Annotated in this window: 14 protein-coding genes; 2 read left to right on the top strand and 12 right to left on the bottom strand. The window is 41.3% G+C overall.

What is annotated here, in order from left to right:
• Positions 1-88 precede the first annotated feature (88 nt).
• The gene (locus tag I8752_RS25430) at positions 89-1,429 is read left to right on the top strand and encodes a TldD/PmbA family protein (RefSeq protein ID WP_214435016.1); all 1,341 of its coding nucleotides are present in this window, start codon (positions 89-91) and stop codon (positions 1,427-1,429) included.
• Positions 1,430-1,483: 54 nt separating this feature from the next.
• On the opposite strand, the gene I8752_RS25425 is transcribed toward I8752_RS25430, so the two are convergent.
• From I8752_RS25425 to I8752_RS25390, 8 genes are all read right to left on the bottom strand, one after another.
• Complete coding sequence (locus I8752_RS25425; RefSeq protein ID WP_214435015.1) at positions 1,484-1,921, bottom strand: pentapeptide repeat-containing protein; 438 nt, start codon at positions 1,919-1,921, stop codon at positions 1,484-1,486.
• Between the two features lie 249 nt (positions 1,922-2,170).
• A complete protein-coding gene (locus I8752_RS25420; RefSeq protein ID WP_214435014.1) occupies positions 2,171-3,307 on the bottom strand; it encodes an aspartate carbamoyltransferase catalytic subunit in 1,137 nt (378 codons plus the stop codon).
• Between the two features lie 149 nt (positions 3,308-3,456).
• Positions 3,457-4,809, bottom strand: a complete 1,353-nt coding sequence (gene mgtE, locus I8752_RS25415; protein WP_214435013.1) for a magnesium transporter — start codon at positions 4,807-4,809, stop codon at positions 3,457-3,459.
• 636 nt (positions 4,810-5,445) lie between these two features.
• Positions 5,446-6,321, bottom strand: coding sequence for a class I SAM-dependent methyltransferase (locus tag I8752_RS25410; RefSeq protein WP_214435012.1), 876 nt, complete (start codon positions 6,319-6,321; stop codon positions 5,446-5,448).
• Between the two features lie 212 nt (positions 6,322-6,533).
• Complete coding sequence (locus I8752_RS25405) at positions 6,534-8,096, bottom strand: sodium:solute symporter family transporter (RefSeq protein ID WP_225895902.1); 1,563 nt, start codon at positions 8,094-8,096, stop codon at positions 6,534-6,536.
• 43 nt (positions 8,097-8,139) lie between these two features.
• Positions 8,140-8,427, bottom strand: coding sequence for a DUF485 domain-containing protein (locus I8752_RS25400; RefSeq protein WP_214435010.1), 288 nt, complete (start codon positions 8,425-8,427; stop codon positions 8,140-8,142).
• 553 nt (positions 8,428-8,980) lie between these two features.
• Positions 8,981-9,364: a response regulator gene (locus I8752_RS25395; protein ID WP_214435009.1), complete on the bottom strand. Its 384-nt coding sequence runs from the start codon at positions 9,362-9,364 to the stop codon at positions 8,981-8,983.
• A gap of 231 nt (positions 9,365-9,595) precedes the next feature.
• Positions 9,596-11,662 (bottom strand): response regulator, encoded by a 2,067-nt coding sequence (locus tag I8752_RS25390; protein WP_214435008.1) that lies wholly within the window; start codon positions 11,660-11,662, stop codon positions 9,596-9,598.
• A 664-nt stretch (positions 11,663-12,326) separates the two neighbouring features.
• On the opposite strand from I8752_RS25390, the gene dnaN reads away from it, so the two are divergent.
• Positions 12,327-13,490 carry a DNA polymerase III subunit beta gene (gene dnaN / locus I8752_RS25385; RefSeq protein WP_214435007.1) on the top strand — a complete coding sequence of 388 codons (1,164 nt, stop codon included), beginning with the start codon at positions 12,327-12,329 and terminating at the stop codon, positions 13,488-13,490.
• 273 nt (positions 13,491-13,763) lie between these two features.
• On the opposite strand, the gene I8752_RS25380 is transcribed toward dnaN, so the two are convergent.
• The 4 genes from I8752_RS25380 to I8752_RS25365 form a co-directional block, all read right to left on the bottom strand.
• Positions 13,764-13,946: a hypothetical protein gene (locus I8752_RS25380; protein WP_214435006.1), complete on the bottom strand. Its 183-nt coding sequence runs from the start codon at positions 13,944-13,946 to the stop codon at positions 13,764-13,766.
• Positions 13,947-14,456: 510 nt separating this feature from the next.
• Positions 14,457-14,666, bottom strand: a complete 210-nt coding sequence (locus I8752_RS25375) for a hypothetical protein (protein ID WP_214435005.1) — start codon at positions 14,664-14,666, stop codon at positions 14,457-14,459.
• Positions 14,667-14,709: 43 nt separating this feature from the next.
• Positions 14,710-15,018 carry a hypothetical protein gene (locus I8752_RS25370; RefSeq protein WP_214435004.1) on the bottom strand — a complete coding sequence of 103 codons (309 nt, stop codon included), beginning with the start codon at positions 15,016-15,018 and terminating at the stop codon, positions 14,710-14,712.
• A 289-nt stretch (positions 15,019-15,307) separates the two neighbouring features.
• Positions 15,308-15,532 (bottom strand): hypothetical protein, encoded by a 225-nt coding sequence (locus I8752_RS25365; RefSeq protein ID WP_214435003.1) that lies wholly within the window; start codon positions 15,530-15,532, stop codon positions 15,308-15,310.
• Positions 15,533-15,829: the final 297 nt, after the last annotated feature.

Here is a 15,829-nt window from a genome sequence, read left to right as displayed (position 1 = left end):
AAGCAAAATAAGTAAAATCCAAAATCTAAAATCTAATCTCAAAAAGCTACCTAATTTCTAATCCAAAATCTAAAATCTAAAATTGACTATGCCGAATATTAATGAGATTGCAACTTATGCCAAGGACAATGCTGAGAAGCTTGGTATTAAGAAGTTCGATATTTATGGCTCAACAATAGATGAAACTAGCGTACAAGTAGATCGAGGTGAGCCAAAACAAGTTAAAGCCTCAAATCGTTCTGGTGTCACTGTTCGTGTCTGGAATGAAGACAAGACAATGGGTGTCACCAGTACTACAGATGTAGACCCCAAAGGACTGGAATTAGCTTTAAAAACTGCCTATGAAGCTAGTTTTTTTGGTGTGAAGGAAAATGTGCCTGATTTCAGTCCAGAAGCTACTATTCCTATTGACAATACATCTCACAAAAAAGCGCCCCAATCACCTGTTTCTGAAATAATAGAAAAACTCATCTTAGCTGAAAAAGAACTCTTGGTTGCTCATCCGGCTATTCAAGGAGTGCCTTACAACGGTCTAGCTCAAAGAGATATTGATAGGTTTTATCTCAATAGCGATGGCGCAGTTAGAACTGAATCTCACTCCATAGCATCGGTTTATTTATACAGCAAAACTGAGGAAGAAGGCAAAAAACCGCGCAGCGCGGGTGCTTTTAGAATCAACCGAAGTTTAGATAATTTAGACATTAACGGTTGTATCAAAGAAACTGTGGAAAAAACTATCAGCCACTTGAATTATGAGAAAATCAAGACTGGTAAATATCGAGTTGTTTTCTCACCAGAGGCTTTTTTAAGTCTGTTGGGTGCTTTTTCTAATTTGTTCAATGCTCAAAGTATTTTGGATAAACAAAGCTTATCTACTACTGACGATTTAGGTAAGCAAATTGCTTCTCCTTTACTTTCGGTTTATGACGATGCACTCCACCCAGGAAATATTGGTGCAGAAAGTTTTGATGGAGAAGGAACTCCTACTCGTCAGGTTTCGCTGATTGAAAATGGCGTTTTAACCAGCTTTCTCCATAGTGCTGGGACTGCTAAAAGAATGGATGCTAAACCAACAGGTAATGCAAGTATTGGTGCAAAAGTTAGCATCAGTCCCAACTTTTATCATGTTTTTGCAGCGGCAACTCCTGAGCAGGAATTGAGCTTAGAAACTGCTGACAATGTAATTTTTATCGATGATTTACACGCTCTCCACGCAGGTGTGAAAGCTTTACAAGGCTCTTTTTCTCTGCCTTTCGACGGTTGGATAATTAACAAAGGGGTTAAGACAAGTATTGAATCAGCAACCGTTGCTGGTGATTTCTTGGAACTCTTGAAGTCAATAATTTATGTGGAAAAAGAGGTAGAGTTAACGCCAGGAGGAGTTGCGCCTAAAGTTTGGGTTGATGAACTCTCAATTACTGGAGAGTAAAGGTTAAAAGTTAGGAGTTTTCACTTTTAAACTCCTAACTCATCATTTTTACTTTCATTCTCCTCCTCCAATACCGAGATTGATATCAAACCCTTTAACACCCTCTATGTTAGTTCCAATCATGATAGCGCCATCGACTTGAGCATTATGTAAGTGAGCCTCGCTCAAATTAGCATTAGTCAGATTAGCGTTGTTTAAAGTAGTATCAGTGGCAAAGGCTTCTTTGAGATTAGCACCTTCTAAATTAGCACCTGTTAAATCAGCACCTTCTAAATTAGCGCCTTCTAAATTTGCACCTTTTAAATTTGCATTTCTTAAGTCAGCACCTATTAAGTGAGTGCCTTTGAGGTTCACGCTTGTTAAATTACATCCCGAACATTCTCTCGTTTCTAATAAACGCCGCACGGTGATGTTTTCAGCTTTTACATGCGTAGGAACAGCTAGAGATAGAGTGCTGAGTAAAACTGCCGCCGTCAAAAAGATTGGTTTCATAGTTTTTTATATTTCGATACTTGCAGAAGTTATTAACTACTTAACTTCTACAAAACCATTTTCTCAAATTCCAGATTTTTGTCTTCATACGAGCGGACGAGTTTATCGAATCAATTGCATTAGAGTATTCTTTCTTGAGCTAGAGCAAGAATAACAAAATAGTATATCTATTACTATTGCAACTAAAGCTATTTCTAATGAAAGATGCGATCGCCAAACATTTTCTCACATCAGTTAGCACAGTAAATTTTAAATTCCCGAAGCCTTGCCGCTACCTAACAAATACAACAATGCCATGCGAACAGCTACTCCACTGGTAACTTGTGATTGAATCAGACTAAATTCCGGGTCATCCATCAATTCAGAACTAATTTCAACACCACGGTTAACTGGCCCTGGATGCAAGACTTTAACATTAGGCTGACACAGTTGTAGCTTAGTGCGTGTAATGCCAAACATTTGATGATACTCTCGCAAACTAGGCAGCAAATGAGCAGTCATGCGTTCTTTTTGCAAGCGCAAAGTCATGACGAAATCAGCATCTTGTAAGGCAGGTTCTAGCTGCCAATGTAGAAATAGTTGACGGTTGGGAATTGAAAGTGAGGGGGATGAGGGGGATGAGGGAGATGAGGGGGATGAGGGAGACAAGGGAGTGAGGGAGAATAACTTGCGACTTGCGACTTCTGCCTCCTGCCTCCTGCCCCCCTGCCCCTCTGCTGACTCTGCTGACTCTAAGACGTACTCAGTAAATAACTTGGGTAAAAGTGTGGGTGGCGCTGCCAGATGCACTTGAGCGCCACTGGCTGTTAAACTCCAAATATTAGATCGCGCCACACGAGAATGGAGAATATCTCCAACAATGGCAATTTTTTTGTCCTTTAAAAGTTCCAGTCGGGGGCGATCTGGGTCAATTAGAGTACAAATAGTAAATAAATCTAACAGTGCTTGGGAAGGATGTTCGTGTTGACCATCACCAGCATTCAGAACGCTAACTTTCACACCAAGGCGATCCATTTCAGCCGCGATCGCATTTGGTACTCCTGCCTCTTTATGGCGAATTACCATAATATCAGTTCCCATGGCCAAATAGGTTTTCGCCGTGTCGAGAATTGTTTCTCCCTTGGTCATAGAAGAAGTAGATGCAGCAAAGTTGAGCGTATCTGCACTTAAACGTTTGGCAGCGAGTTCAAAACTACTGCGAGTGCGGGTAGACGGTTCAAAAAATAAATTTGCCACCACCTGTCCCTGTAAGGTTGGTACTTTCTTTGTCCGCCGTGATAATACTTCCTGAAAACTAGCAGCTGTTTGCAAAACAGTATCGTATTCAGCGGCAGTGAAGTCAGCTAAGGAGAGAACGTGATGACGATTCCAGGTGGTAGTAGGCATAAATAGCGATCGTTGTGCGTAGAGATCCGAGCTAATTTCCTTGCTAGGGAGCGGTGCTACGCTTCTCTACAACTTTTTAATTTATATATGCAGAGGCAATGATACCACCTGTCTTCTATCAAAATAGATACATCTTTTTGGATTGGGGCTTATGTTGGTAAATGGAAAACCTTCAAAGCGATGGAAATCAGGCTGAGGAATGTTAAGAATCCAATTGTATCCAGCATAGTTGTTACTAACGGCCCGCTCACTAAGGCAGGATCTAGCTTTAGCCGCTTCAAAGCCATTGGCAGTAAAGTACCAAGAGTCACAGCAACAATTGTATTCGTCGCCATAACCAATCCTGCAACTAAGGCTACCCATCGCTCTTGAGGGTGTGCCCAAATTAAGGAAAGCAGGAACATAGTTAAGGATAAAGCTATGGCTGTGCCAAAACCAGCAAAAATTTCCTTGCGAAGAATTTTTAGAGTATCTTTAGGTGTCACTTCACCTACACCCAAGCCTCTAATTGTTACAGTTAATGCTTGAATACCTACAGTGCCACCAGTATTAGAAAAAATCGGCATGATCACCGCTAGAACTGGCACGGCGGCAATTATAGATTGGAAAGGCGCGATCGCACTGGCTGCACCGATATACAATGCCATAATTCCCAACAACCAAGGCAAGCGCTTGCGGATGGTAATTTGAGGAGGAGATAAAGCTGCTTCATCGCCACTCACACCTGCCAGTTTTTGAATGTCTTCTGTGGCTTCTTCTTCCAAAATATCAATTACGTCATCAATCGTGATGATGCCAACTAATCGGTCTTCCCGATCGACTACAGGGATAGCAATTAAGTCATAGCGCTTCATGATTTGGGCGACTTCTTCTTGGGATGTTTCTGTTCGCACCTTAATCACGCGATCGCTAGCAATATCTCGGATTAAAACGTCGGGAAAGGTGAATAGTAACTGACGCAATGAAACAACGCGAACCAAGGTGCGGTTGTCGTCCGTGACATAGGCATAGTAAATCGTTTCTTTGTCTTCGTCCTGACGGCGGATCTTGCTTAAGGCTTCTCCGACAGTCAATCCTTCCCGTAACCGCACGTATTCTGTTGTCATCACCCGCCCGGCTGTACCTTCTGGATAGCCGAGAATTGTGGCCGTTGCTTGCCTTTGTTCTGGACTTAGTTCCTGCAATAGTCGTTTGATGACTCCGGCGGGCAGTTCGTCAAACAATTCTGCTCGTTCATCAGGACTCATTGCCTCTACAATATGCACTACCTCTAGATCGTGCAGAGAATTAATCAGTTCTTCCTGGACTTGTGTTGGCAGATATTCAAAGACATCAATTGCCTGTGCTTTGTTGAGTAGCCGAAATGCGATCGCCCGCTGTTTTTCCGGTAATTGTGTGATGTATTCTCCTACATCTACAGGTTGTAAACTGTTTAAATCCCATTTGAGCTGGTTTAAATCGGTCGCCTCAATGAGGGAATTGCGAATATCTTGTGTAAGCATGATACCTCCTAATGTCTCCCCCGCGCTGGGAGACTGCCTCACCAGCTTAGAGGAGGATAATACTGCCATCTTGTGGACTTTTGTCCATAAAATCTCAACGCAACAATTTATTTAGTAATATGTAATTAAGGCGTTCCCAGGCTATAATAACCCGGAATGTTTTGAGCCGATGAATGTTGATTATTAGTATGCATAATTTGTGGTGTTACGCACAAGTACGCTACTTTATTTTATTGCCTTAATTTTTGTGTGATATTGTAAATTTTACTACTGTTATAATTTGTGTCAAGCTAATCTAGGAATATACTGGCAAACTTCACACAGTTAAAAGATTTACAAACCCATTACATCTTACACTTAGTAGTCTGCCAAAGTCTTTTTGACAGACGGGAAAAGGGTAAGGGGTAAGGGGTAAAGGTTTTAAACCCTTCCCCTTTTAAGAGCCTACACCTGTCATGGGAACTCTCCGAAGTTCGCTTGGAGGGAAACCCGCAAGAGCGACTTCTCTCTGCACGCAGTGTCTCCCCAACGCACTTGCTTGGCTATACAAATGTAGATGCGTTAGCAGCTTCTTGAAGGGTAGTCCGCCTGCGCGGAGAGAAAATCAGCTAGAGATTATTCTTTATTTAAAAATCCTCAAGGGGCTTTGGGTTTGACGAACTTGAGGGTCATGCGATCGCTCTCCCCAATGCCGAGGAAGCGTTGTCTATCCTTTTGACCTTGGCTCAAGGTCGGAGGTAGCGACCAAACTCCACCTGGATAGTCTTTAGTATCCATGGGGTTGGCGTTAATCTCTGATTTGCCCACCAATTTGAAGCCGGCTTTCTTGAGAGCAGCAATTACCCCATCTTCAGACATATAGCCAGTTTTGTTACTCTCCTCTGAAGAAATGCCCGCTCTAGCCCGGTGTTCTTCCACTCCCAAGATGCCCCCTGGTTTGAGTGCTTTGTAAGCTGCGGCGTAAACTTGCTCGGCATAGCCAGCTTTAACCCAGTTGTGAATATTGCGGAAGGTAACAATCATGTCCACGGAATTGTCGGGGGCTAGGATGAGTTCGTTTGGAGGATTAATTTGGGCTACTTTGACCTTACCAAAAACCTCTGGATCTGCCGCTAGCTTTTCTTGAAAAGCCAAGGCTTGTTTATTCTTGCTGTCAGCAAAGTTAGTAACTATAAGTTGCCCTCTTTGCTGTAAAAATGGAGCGAGGATCTCAGTATACCAACCATTCCCCGGCCACAATTCAACCACGCTCATATTAGGGCGCAGACCGAAGAATTCAAGGGTCTGGGCTGGATGGCGATATTTGTCTCGCAGGCGATTTTTTTGCGAACGATGACTGCTGGTAAGTATAGTTTGAAGTGTGGTTGTGCTGTCCAAAACTGGAGCTTTTTCGCTGGCGTTAGCTTGAACAGTTGGTGGCATTATGGATACCAACAAAAAGAAAGCCAGAATCAGTGTTTTAAGCCAGCTATGACGACGCTTGCCTGAAGTGGGATTTCGTGTAAATTTCATAGTCGTTTTTAACTTTCCGTTTCAGGATTTATGGTGGCGATCGCAGTACTTTGAATTGAAGAAGAATTCAGAATTCAGGAGTCAGAATGCAATCAGTGGCGGGTCTGAATCCCCCACTGATTGAAGACCACCAAATTTTCAATTTGGTGGGGGTGCAAAAACGCCGATTATTCATCCGCGGCTTCGTACAGAATTCATTCTGAATTCTTAACCTAGGAACCAATATGAATCCGATTTTCAACTTCTGTAAATTTTTCCTGTGCCTGCTGTTCTTTGGTCAGTAGAGATACAACAATTGCGACAATAAATGCTAGCGGAATAGTAATTAATCCAGGATTTTTTAGAGGGAAAGGTGCTGTAGCGTGCTTGAGAATTGTAACTTGAATAGTAGGCGAAAAGTAAATCAATACTAGAGCGCAAATAGTACCTACCAACATACTTGCTACTGCACCACTAGTAGTAAAACGTCGCCAAAGCATTGAAAGCAATAAAGCGGGAAAATTTGCACTGGCAGCGATCGCAAATGCTAATCCTACCATATAAGCAACATTTTGCCCTTTGAAGAGAATACCTAATACTATTGCGATCAGTCCTAAAAGCATTGTTGCACCGCGAGCTACCTTTAGTTGTTCTGACTCATTAGCATGACCCGAACGCACTACATTCACCCACAAATCGTGAGATAAAGCTGCTGCACCTGAGAGTGTCAACCCTGCCACTACTGCCAAAATTGTGGCAAAGGAAACAGCCGCAATAAAGCCCAAGAAAGCATCACCACCGAGAAAGTCTGCTAACATTGGCGCAGCCATATTACCACCAGTGCCAATTTGCTTGATTGCATCTTGACCTACTAATACCATTGCACCAAAACCCAAAATAAAGGTCAGAAGATAAAATAAACCAATCAAAGCTGTGGCGTAAGTAACAGATATCCGCGCTGTTTTCGCATCAGGTACTGTATAAAAACGCATGAGAATATGAGGTAATCCAGCCGTACCAAACATCAACGACATCCCCAAAGATATAGCATCAAGTGGGTCTGAAACTTGCTTCCCAGGAGCTAATACGCCTGGATATTTATCAGCAGCAGCCGCAAACAAAGCCATTGGGTTGAAATTAAATTGGGCTAATACTAAAACAGTTAGTAAAATTGTTCCACCTAATAAGAGAACTGCCTTAATAATTTGTACCCAAGTAGTAGCTATCATCCCACCAAAAATTACATAAGCCATCATCACACAACCAACGATGACTACAGCCAATTCATAATCAAAGCCAAATAGTAGCTTAATTAGTTCTCCAGCTCCTACCATTTGGGCAATTAAATAAAAACTGATAACTGCCAATGTCCCAATAGCTGCTGCAATTCGTACAGGCTTTTGTTGCAATCGATAAGCTATAACATCTGCAAAAGTATACTTACCTAAATTTCGCAGCGGTTCTGCAATTAAAAACATGACAATTGGCCAGCCTACCAAAAACCCAATAGAATAAATTAAGCCGTCAAAACCGTTTAGAGCTACTAGTCCAGCAATGCCTAAAAAGCTAGCTGCGCTCATAAAGTCTCCTGCTAAAGCTAGCCCATTTTGGAAACCGCTAATTTCTCCTCCCGCTGTATAAAAATGGGATGTATTTTTAGTCAGCTTTGCTGCCCAAAATGTAATACCAAGGGAAGTTGCTACAAAGAAAATAAAGAAAGCGATCGCCAAAGGATTAAAGCGACCGAAATTAGAAATATCTATTGCTAGCAGCAGATTTGACAAAAGATGATTCATGCTCATTTAAGATTTGATATTTTGGATTTTGGATGAAAATTTTCTAAGGACTAATTTCTCGATCTGTCAACTGGGCGATTTTGTTGTCATAATAATTATTCGCCCAACGCACGTAAAGAAAAATTAGTATCCACGCTGAGACAATTACTAATGCTCCTAATAAAATACCTAGACTCAGCCCAGGAATCACCAACGATCCCAACAAAGGCTTATTAAATGCAATTAGTAAGATAAACCCAAAGTAAATAAACATCATGGCTCCACTTAAAAGCAGGGATACTTGCCAGCGTTTAGCTGCAAGAACCCGCAGAGCCTTTTCACGCTCATTCATGTCTTTCTTTGCCTTGATTAAAGCTTAGATTGTCTCATTTAAATTGATTTATACATAATTTTCTTAAAAATTGTTAGTAAATATAGCTAAGTAGAAGGCAGAAGGCAGGAGGCAGAAGGCAGAAGGAAAAAGCCAAATTATGAGCGAATTTCACAGGTTGGCGTTTTACATTTACTGATGTCTACCTACTTATCAGATTTGATTCTTGAATTATTCATAGAGACTAAGAATAAGGAACATTAAAGAAGTAATAAAAGTGTATTTAGCTTCGTCAAAAGCAAATACGAGCTTTACATATCACTGTAAAGACTCAAATTAAAAAAATCATATAATAATTTAACAAAATTCTAGATTTGTGATAGCAATCTTAACTGTATATTTGGGGCGATCGCCAAGCAACTTCGATATTTACCTCAATAATTTCATCAAGAAATTTAGCTAATTAGAATGCGAAGTATTCGCGTATCACCTCAAAATAGAATATGACACGTGAGGCAACCTATTACAGCTTTGTCGGATTCCCCTATTAGCGATCGCTTATTAAAATTAGCTATCACCACCCTAGTTGTTCAATAATCCGATCGGCCAGTTGCAAAACATTGAACGGTTTAAGGATGGCTCCGGCAACGTTAGCAGGGTCAAAATTGAGTGAATCAGATGATGGTTCTGTTGCGGTAAACAAAATTACTGGAATTGATTGCGTAGTCAAATTGGTTTTTAAGCTTTGCAGCAGGGACAGTCCATCTCCATTAGACAACGTTAAATCGAGTAAAATCACATCGGGCTGTTGCGTTTGCGCTTGTGCCAGTCCTGCCTGTGCAGATTCGGTGGTAAGGATTTTCCAACTTTTGAGCTGTTCTAGAGCGATCTTGACAACGCGGCACAGGTCAGGTTCATCGTCTATCACTAGAATGCATCGATTTACATAAGAGGACATAATAAAAATTCTACTGAAATTGACTAGACTTCTTGCAGAAGTCGGTAAAAGGGTAAGGGGAAAGGAATAAAAAACCTTTTACCTTTAACATGAGTCCCTTTACCCACAAGAGTGCAAAAGTTACTTTTGCTCATAGGTCTACTGATAACGTTCTTTATTTTTACCTCAAATGGTTATTAAACAACTTGTAAGTGCAGCAGCTTAGTATACGTAAACCTAACAACAGAAATCTCAGCGATTAAAATTCAAAATTCGCTGAATCAAATCTGCTTCCACAATCGGCTTTAAGATGTAGTCATCTGCCCCCACAGAAAATGCTCGATGCAAGGTATCGGCATCGGCACGAGCTGAAAGAAATAATACAGGTAACTGACTCCAGCGCGGATCGTTCTTGACTACTTGGCACAGTTCAATGCCACTGAACCTCGGCATAAATACATCTAGCAATAGTAAGTCAGGAGTCGTTGCTTCCAGAAGTTGCCAGAACTGGCTGGAGTCTGCCAAAGTGGTGACTTGAAAGCCCCAAGGTTGCAGTTGGGCTTGCAACAAACTCAAAAATTCCGGATCGTCATCTACCATCAGCACTTTGGCAGCGATCGCATCAATCCGTTTAAATAGTTGAGTAACGACCTGAAATACTTCGGTGGGTGTAGCAGGCTTTTGCAAAAAAGCGTTAGCTCCCAGATGGGTGACTTCCACGCGCTTGGTCAAATCGCCCTGTTTGCTTAATACCAGGACGGGAATGCTAGGAAACTGGCGCTTCAACTGTGCCAGCAGGGTCAAGCTGTTGTCGCTGGTATTAGGAAAACTCACATCCAACACGATCGCATCGGGTGTAATGTACTGAAGGCGTTGGCGGGCGATGGTGAGGTCGGTGGCAATTTCTAGGCGAACGCCCCAGTTTGGTGCATCTGCCTGCATTCGTTCGATTGAGTCTGTGTCGTCATCAATCAACAACACCTGGGAGTTGGTGGGCTTGAAAAGGACATGGAAAGAAGTTGCGTGCGAAGATTTTTGAGGCAGCGCGTTGGCAAAGATAACCGGGTCAGCCGGTCTGCCGATTTGAGCGAACTGTCTGTTGGCGTTCTCGTAGAGAACTCCTGCAAACAAGGCAGTTCCTTCAATTTTGGGAACCAAAGCAACAGACTGCTCGCCGCATCTTTCCAAGGAAGTAGGCAATGGTGCAGAAAAAGTGGGTAGTTGCTGGGTGGCTTGCTTTAGTTGCTGAAACAGCAATGCTAGTTGAGCTGCTTCCTCTGATTGCACAGCAGTTGTAGGTGTTTTTAGAGTGCATTCAATTTGGCGGGCAAGTTCTGCCGCTTGCGGAATGCTAAATGCCCCCAAAGAGCCAATTAGCCTATGGGCAAGGCTATGAGCCTGCTGCCGCTGCTCAGAAGTGAGCGTGTTGGTAAAGAGGTGGGCGATCGCTTCTTCCAGCTTTGCCAATTGTCCCTGCAACCGCAACTGAAACTCCTGCCACATCTGCTGAATCGCCGCCGCTGTTTTTGCCTGTGCATCAATAGCAGTACTAGATTCAGAAGCCAACAACTCTCTAGAACAATTCTGCGATTCTACTTCCCTACCCTTGAAAGGTTCCCCCGCCCCCCTGCTTCCCTGCAACTCTGGCACAGGTTTCAACCGATACCCCAGCCCATACAATGTTTCAATCGGATTGGCATTCAGCCCTGCCATTTGGAGTTTTCGCCGCAACCCACGAATTTGGGTTGTTACAGCTTCTTCACCCGGATATTCATCAATCGACCAGATGCGATCGAGCAAAGTCCGTCGGTCAAAAATCCGGCGCGGATGCCGTAAAAATAGCTCCAGCAGTTTGTATTCTTTAGGCGTGAGATGTACGGGTCGATCTTGACAGGTCACTTCACAGTTATTCGGATCGAGCTGCAACCCACCCCAGCAAAATACTTTTGTTAATAGTGTGCCGCGCCGCCGCAGCAATGCCCGAATCCGAGCCAGCAATTCCGATAGCTCGTAGGGTTTGGTAACATAATCATCAGCTCCTGCCTCAAAACCCGCCACCCGATCTGCCACATCCACCTTGGCTGTAAGCAACAAAATTGGCTCTTGCTGATTCTTTTCCCTCAGTTGACGACACAGGTGGATGCCATCCTTCTCCGGCAGCATCACATCCAGCACGATCAAGTCATACTCTATCGCTTCAGCTAGCTCCAATGCCGATCGACCATCACTAGCAGTATCGACCGTAAACTGCTGTGCTACCAGGGAAGTGGTAAGAGCTGCTGCCATATCTCGATCGTCTTCAACGATAAGCAGTTTCATAAAACCTATTTTCAGGTATTATCACCACTAAACTATTTTTGACTTATTTCTGATTAAGTTTTGATATTGCCTATTTGATTACAAAAAAAACAATTTTGAACATGTTTACTCCTTTAATTTTGCTCTAAGAAATACATTCATTAAAAATGATTTGGCTGGACATCATTGGATTTACATATTTAATATTTTTAATTTTAAGTGAAGAGATATTTTCGATACTGCTACATCATATAGTTTGCAATAAATGTTATACAAACAATATTTTCAACGTAGAAGTTGATTCAGTAATGTAACTAAGCTTAAGTTACATACATTTAGCTATTCATCTACCCAATGGATTGAGAATAACTTATATCTAACGGTATAAATTCGTGTGTGTTGATTTCATTTTGGGGTACTTATTTAAGGTAACGTTGTAAATACTATGTAACGCAACATCAACCTGAAATTTTATTTTGGGCTGTCAAACTATGCGATCGCATTTGGGTTGTTATTAATAGACATCTGGTAATAATTAATTCTGCGTTGCCCGAAATCTTTAGTAGGGGCGCTGTTACGTTCGCCCTGACATCATTTCTAGAGATATTTATTGATTGAGGTCAGTTAACAGATCATACATGACAGCTAAAGTGCTACCATAGTCGATCGCTAGCTGAATCTGACTATGAAATTAGTTTGCGCCCAAAGCGACCTTAGTACAAACCTCTCACTCGTCAGTCGTGCAGTACCGTCACGACCGACTCATCCGGTACTTGCCAACGTGCTACTGCAAGCGGATGCTCAAACTAGCCAAGTAAGTTTAACAGCCTTCGATCTCAGTTTAGGTATTCGTACCAGCTTTAACGCAGATATATGGCAAGGAGGCGCGATCGCACTTCCGGCAAAACTGCTTGTAGATATTATCTCTCGTCTTCCAGAAGGAGAAATTACCCTAGACGATGAATCTGTACTAGAAACTGAAACCTCAACAGGAGAAGGTTTAATTGTCACACTCACACCCAAGAGTGGACATTACCAAGTGCGAGCAATGGGAGCGGAGGAGTTTCCGGAATTACCTATAATTGAAAATACTGAACCTCTGCATCTGACTACCGCTGCATTAATTGAAGGATTACGAGGTTCGTTATTTGCCACCAGTGGCGATGAAACAAAGCAAGTACTCACGGGAGTGCATCTCACAGTTAAAGAAGACACGTTGGAATTTGCAGCAACCGATGGACATCGTTTAGCAGTGGTAGAAACCATTAATGAGCGTCCCCTTGGAGATAGCGGTCAACTAGAGGTTACAGTACCAGCTAAGGCTTTACGCGAATTAGAACGTATGTTAGCTCATAATACTGCTACGGATGAATCAATAGCCTTATATTTAGATCGAGGTCAAGTTGTGTTTGCATGGCAAAATCAACGCTTGACCACCCGTACCTTAGAAGGGCAGTATCCTGCTTATCGGCAACTTATTCCCCGACAATTTGAGCGACAAGTAACCGTTGAACGACGACAATTTTTAAGTACTTTGGAGCGAATTGCCGTATTAGCCGACCAGAAAAATAATATTGTTAAACTCACTATTGATAGCAGCACCCAAGAGCTTACCTTATCTTGCGAAGCTCAGGAAATGGGTAGCGGCCGAGAGTCAATGCCAGCACAAATATCTGGACAAGATATAGAAATTGCTTTTAATGTCAAGTATTTAATGGAAGGTTTAAAAGCCTTGCCATCTTCGGAAATTCAAATGCATTTAAATCAAAACCTGACTCCAGTAATTTTTACGCCACTGGGTGGTTTGAAAATGATCTATTTAGCCATGCCAGTACAAATTAGAAATTAAGAGAAGTCAGCATAACTGAGAACAGAGGTATTTGCATTCATGAGGTAAAATATGAGAAAAAAGGGCGTGAAATATATATAAATTAAGCAAGAACAATAGTTTCAATTCTTGCCCACGCCCAAAGGCTAGTTTACACTTTCCTGTCGTTTATGCCTTCTACATACCAACAACAAAACCTAGAAGCTATGTTGTGGTTATTTTTAGAGGCGCAAGGATATCCGTTACTTGAGCGTACAAAAAGTAAGTCTGCCAGAAGCGTTATACTTTGCAGATTTAGAAGAAAGGATAACCATAGCCAAAACCACGACCATAACCGCCATAACCACCAAAGGGGCCATAGCCGCCGAATCTACCATAACCGCCATAACCGTAACCGAAGAATCCTCCAGTTACAAGCTGCTGTTGTTCTGTAGATAAATCCACAAGGCAATCATCTTTTTTGATTCGCTCTGACATAATTATTTACCTCACTTACTTACAAAGGTTTTACACGCATATGTATTTATGAAAAACATAGTGTGTAATTCCTGTTCTTTTATTTTTAAAGGACTTTTATATCTCCTAAATTATCCTAAGGTTATAAACATAAAAAAATAAATTTAATACTTTCGATGATGATTGTTAGTGTTACAAATTAATTATAATTAGATGAGTAATTAACAATAAAAAATTATCTTGGCTATTTGAACAAATTTAATTAGTTCTGTAGCTTTAGCCTGCGATCGCCTTTCATTAAACTTATGAATTAATATTTGTTTGTATATCAAAATATTTGTATCTATAAAAAAAGGAAAGCAGAAAGTTAAAGACTACAGCTAGTACTTTACTTTCTGCTATTTGGCTCTTTCATGTAAAACCTTAGAAGAAGATGCTTAACCGCGTAAACTTTCTCAAAACATAAATTTATTTTGAGGCAGTTATACGCGTCTTTTTTGATCGCTAATTGCTAAAATTAGCAATTAGGGTTTATTGAGCAATGAAGCCTAAAATACGGACAGGAAAACTTTGACCGCTAGAATCAGTGAGAACACCACGGACAGTAATATCGGGTGTACCTTGAGAAAACTGTCCGCCGCCACCTCCAGGAAATCTACCAAATTGTCCGCCAGATATAAGCTGTTGTTGTTCTGTAGATAGTTCTACAAATAATTCAGGTTGGATGGATTGAACTGACATAATTGATTGCCTCACTTACACAAATTACGATTATTGGACTGATTTATCTTGAAAAAAATGTAAGTTTCAAGAAAGTAATTCCCCTGCGATCGCTAAAGCCACCGCCACTAAAGTTGTCCCCACCACCTAACCGGAGACTTCCCGATCTCAAGCGAATATTTCTCGTGTTGTTACCAAGGTCGCTTTCATCGGAGTCACCTTCATCTTCACCAAAGCCACCGAAGTCACCTTCATCATTGTTGTCACCAAAGCCACGGTTGCCAACACTAAAGTTGCGACCTCCAGCTAGAAGTTGCTGTTGTTCTGTGGATAATGCCACCAGCAAATTAGATGTGATGATTCGATCTGACATAATTGATTACCTCAATTTCGTACAGAAAAATTCCTCGGTTTATACAAATTTACGGCTACTACATTGAGTTATGCCGTAAATATATGTTCATCAACTAATCAAAACTATTTGCATTTGAAGTCAGGAGAGAAGAGAAAGGAAAGTGCTTGTTATAGTACTTTCCTTTCTGATTCCTAAGTGATTGGTTTAATCTCTTAAGAGAATATAGGAGACTATCTCAACTTACTCAAAACCTAATTTGTTGAGAGAAAGTTGTGAGAATCTTATCTTCTCTGACGAATTGCTAAGTTTAGCGTAGTCTTCGCACGCGAACGAGGCTTCTGCTCCTAATTTTGTAAAGGCGAGTGCCTCCAATGGGAATTAAGGGAGAACTTCCATTATTGTCACTTTCATCATCTTCTGGACGACCTTCTTCGCCGCCTTCTTCATCAGGTGCTTTAGTTCCACCAGCGAGAATTTGTTGTTGCTCTGTGGATAAATCCTCAAGTAAATCAGACATCATTTGTATGGACATAATTTTTTACCTCACTTACGTAAATAGGTGCTGATCACCTACGCTTTTATTATTAACAATTAGTCTATATTTTAAATTATTCTCAGGTTATATTTTTTATCAAGGAATATATTTCTTTTGGCTCATGATATTTTTTAGATATTTTCAATAAAAGCTAACAATACAAGATTTGAGTTAATTGCATTTCTAGAAAAACTTTGATTCATACTCCATTCATTACAACTAGATAATTAAACATTAAAAATTAGATATATACACAAGATTGTAGAGACAAAGTATTTTTGTCTCTATAGCTAT

This window comes from Dendronalium phyllosphericum CENA369 (assembly GCF_016056275.1).
GTDB lineage: Bacteria > Cyanobacteriota > Cyanobacteriia > Cyanobacteriales > Nostocaceae > Dendronalium > Dendronalium phyllosphericum.
This window is presented reverse-complemented; position numbering and strand designations above follow the sequence as displayed.